General features: G+C 55.4%; 2 protein-coding genes. Both read left to right on the top strand.

Annotated features, from left to right (window positions below; all coding sequences use genetic code 11):
• Positions 1-1,672 (top strand): hypothetical protein (locus ACIQ3A_RS14450; protein WP_396432424.1); only part of this gene is annotated, 1,672 nt, incomplete at its 5' end.
• A 326-nt stretch (positions 1,673-1,998) separates the two neighbouring features.
• Positions 1,999-3,432, top strand: a 1,434-nt coding sequence (locus tag ACIQ3A_RS14455; protein ID WP_396432425.1) for a hypothetical protein, incomplete at its 3' end; no start/stop codon positions are given.

The following is a 3,432-nucleotide window of genomic DNA, read 5'->3' on the forward strand; positions in this document are numbered from 1 at the left end:
TGCGGCCAATGACGTCCTCAATTACCTGGTGACCGTATCCAACCTGGGAACGCTCACCCTCACCAATGTCAGCGTGGTGGACGAAAGCACGGGCCTCAATGTCACCGGCCTGACCCTGGCACCGGGTGCAAGCCAGAATTTTGAAACCTTCTACACCTTGAAGCAATCCGATCTGGACGACAACGGCAAGGGCGATGGCTACATCGACAACGTGGCCACGGCCGACTCGGACCAGACCGCGGCCATCAGCGACAACGAAGCCACCCCTTTGCTGCGCAGCGTGGGCTTGGGGGTGGAAAAGACCATCACCGACATCGCTGGCGGCAAATTCTTTGTCGATGCCGCTGGCCAGGTCATCACCTACAACATCAAGGTTTACAACGCTGGCAGCGTGACCCTGACCGGTGTGACGGTGACCGATGAACTGACGAACCTGAATTTATTGATCCCTTCACTGGCTCCAGGGCAATTCCAAGAAATACCGACCACTTACACGGTCACGCAAGATGATCTGAACAACAACGGGGGAGGCAATGGTGCCATCGAAAACATCACAGTGGCCGATTCGGTCGAAACAGCGCCTGTCAGCGACGACGAAACCGTGCCTTTGCTGGCCAGGCCATTGTTGTTCGTGAACAAGACCTTCCTGAATGTGACCGAGGGCAACGGGAACAACCTGGTGGATGCCGTTGGCGACAAGCTCAACTACCTGATCTTGGTGGCCAACCCCGGCAACGTGACCCTGACCGATGTGTCGGTGTTAGAACCCCTGACCAACTTGAACCTAACCGGTTTGACCTTGGCACCCAATGGCGTCCTGACCTATCAGACTTCATACGTGTTGACGCAAGCCGATCTGGACAACAACGGCGGGGGGGATGGCTACATCGACAACATCGTTTTGGTTGACAGTGCCCAGACACCTCAGGCCAGTGACGTGGAGTCTGCCCCGATCTTGCGCAGCATCGCCTTGGCCTTTGACAAGGAGTTTGTCAATGTCACGGGCGGTAACGGCAATACTTTTGCCGACCGCGCCGGGGATGAGTTGAACTTCAGCTTCACCGTCACCAACCAAGGCACAGTGACCTTGACCAATGTGGTGGTGACAGATGTCACCACTGGATTGAACACGACGCTGGCTTCGCTGGACCCTGGAAAAACGGCTGTTCTGGAGTCAACTTACATCCTGCAGCAGTCTGACCTGGACAGCAACGGTGGTGGCGACGGTCGGGTCGAAAACACCGCCACGGCAGACTCGGACCAAACCCTTGCCGTGACGGACCTTGAGGGCGTGACCGTGATCTATGACGCACAAATCGATCTGACGAAATACGTCTCGGTGGATGACGGGGCTACTTGGGAAGATGCCAACATACCGACCGGCCCCAGCCTGTCGTCTGCGGCAGGCATCAACCCACTGTACAAGTACACCGCCTTGAACGATGGCACCGTGACCTTACAAGACCTCACGCTGACCGATGGCGACTACGACCTGAACGGTGGCGCTGACGGAAAGGCCTGGGATTGGGGCGATTTGGCGCCAGGACTGACAGCCGAGTTCATCTTTGAAGCGCCTTTCATGCTGGGGCAAAACTCGGGCGACGCCATTGTCACAGCCACTGCATTGGCACCTGTGGTGGACATTGACAACGCCTACTACTTAGGCGTCTGAGTCCACACACGCCATCACCAGGGCCGAAAAAAAGGCCACAGGGGTGAGCGCTGAGACCGGGTCAGTCTGTCTAGATTGACCCGGTTTTTTTCATGCCATGGCTTGAAAAGATCTTGCAGATACACGCCACTTAGCAAGGTCGGAGTCAATGATCTGTATCTACCGGAATATCTACAGAGGTCACTTAAAACAGACCTTCCGTTGGATGCGCGGATTGGTTTTAAAAAGCACTATGGCTTTACTGCAAACCAGAAGTTTGCAGCTCCCTCAATGGGGAAAAAATAAATGCAGAGCGGCCAAGAATTGGCCGTTATTTGGAGATCAGCATGGCAAAAAAATCCGGTTCCGGAAAAAAATCTTTTTCCCAAGACGACAACTATTCCGATGTTTCAACGCTTTACGGTCAAGTCAACGCATTGGCCCCGTCAGAACCCAGCACCGTCGCAAAAACCAGGGGCTTCAGCAGGCTGACCGAGTCAGATGATTCAGGGCGCAGCGAATCCTATTTCTCCAGCGCTGCCAATCCATCGGCACGGCAACAGGGCACCGATGCCGAATCGGCCAGCATCAAAGCGCCTTCTGCCGCCTCAAGCGTGAACAAGGTTTACCAGCATTGGGCCGATGGCGATGCTGCCCGAGGCACACAAGCCGAATGGAACAACAACATCTTGTCCGATGCCAAATCCAATTATTTTGAGGGCGAAGTTGTCCCTCACGTTTTTTATTACAAAGCAGGCAACAGCACGCCTTTGGTCAATGGCCAAAGCTACGCCTTCAACCTGACCTACAACTATTACCAGGCCAACACCAACGCCGGCGGTTTTTTGTTCATGACCACACCGGACCTGGACCGTTCGCCCACGGCCTTCAACGGCACAGTCGCTTTGGCAGACAGCGACGGATTTTCCAATGCCGGTGGCATGCAAGGCAATTTCAAGACTGTCAACGCCAACATCACGGCGGTCAGCGATGTGACCTACACCACCCAGGGCATTGGCACCAAAGATGGGCATGTCACCATCACATTCACTTACACCGGCCCAACCACCAAGAATGGTGGTGCTGAAATCCATTACGGACTGATGATTGCCTCACCGGGAGATGTGCCTGATCAAGGCCGCGGCATGACCCTTGGCGCCTCGGCCTGGACGGGTGGCTCACTGCAAACCACGGTAGATGTCGATGGCAAAGGTGCGATGTCCATTCAGCTCATGACTTCCGCCATCATCGAAGGCGAAATCAGCGGTATGAAATTCAACGACCTGGATGGCAATGGCATGCGGGATGCCGATGGGGCCGACGACATGGTCGGCACCTCCGACGATGAAGTCGGTCTAGCAGGTTGGCGCATCTTCCTTGACAAGGACAAGGACGGCTTACTGGATGCCGGAGAACGCTCGACCCTCACCGACAACATGGGGTATTACAGCTTTTCGGTCACCCCCGATGCAGACCCAAGCGATCCAGACAACGATGCTTACCGGGTGCGCGAAGTCCAGCAAACGGGCTGGGTACAGACGACCGCCAATCCCGAGGACATTGTGATCACGGCCAGCTATCCACAGGCCACGAATGTGAATTTTGGCAACCAACAGTTGATGCCGGCCCTCAACATCGTCAAGGATGCCTCTGTCCCGGGTGGCACGGCCAATGTGGTGGGCGAAATCATCACTTACACCATCACCGTTCAGAACACCGGCAACCAGATCCTCACGGGCGTGACGGTCACCGATCCGAAAATCAGTGATTTGATGCTGGTC

Source organism: Limnohabitans sp., from assembly GCF_044361985.1.
Classification (GTDB): Bacteria; Pseudomonadota; Gammaproteobacteria; order Burkholderiales; family Burkholderiaceae_C; genus Limnohabitans_A.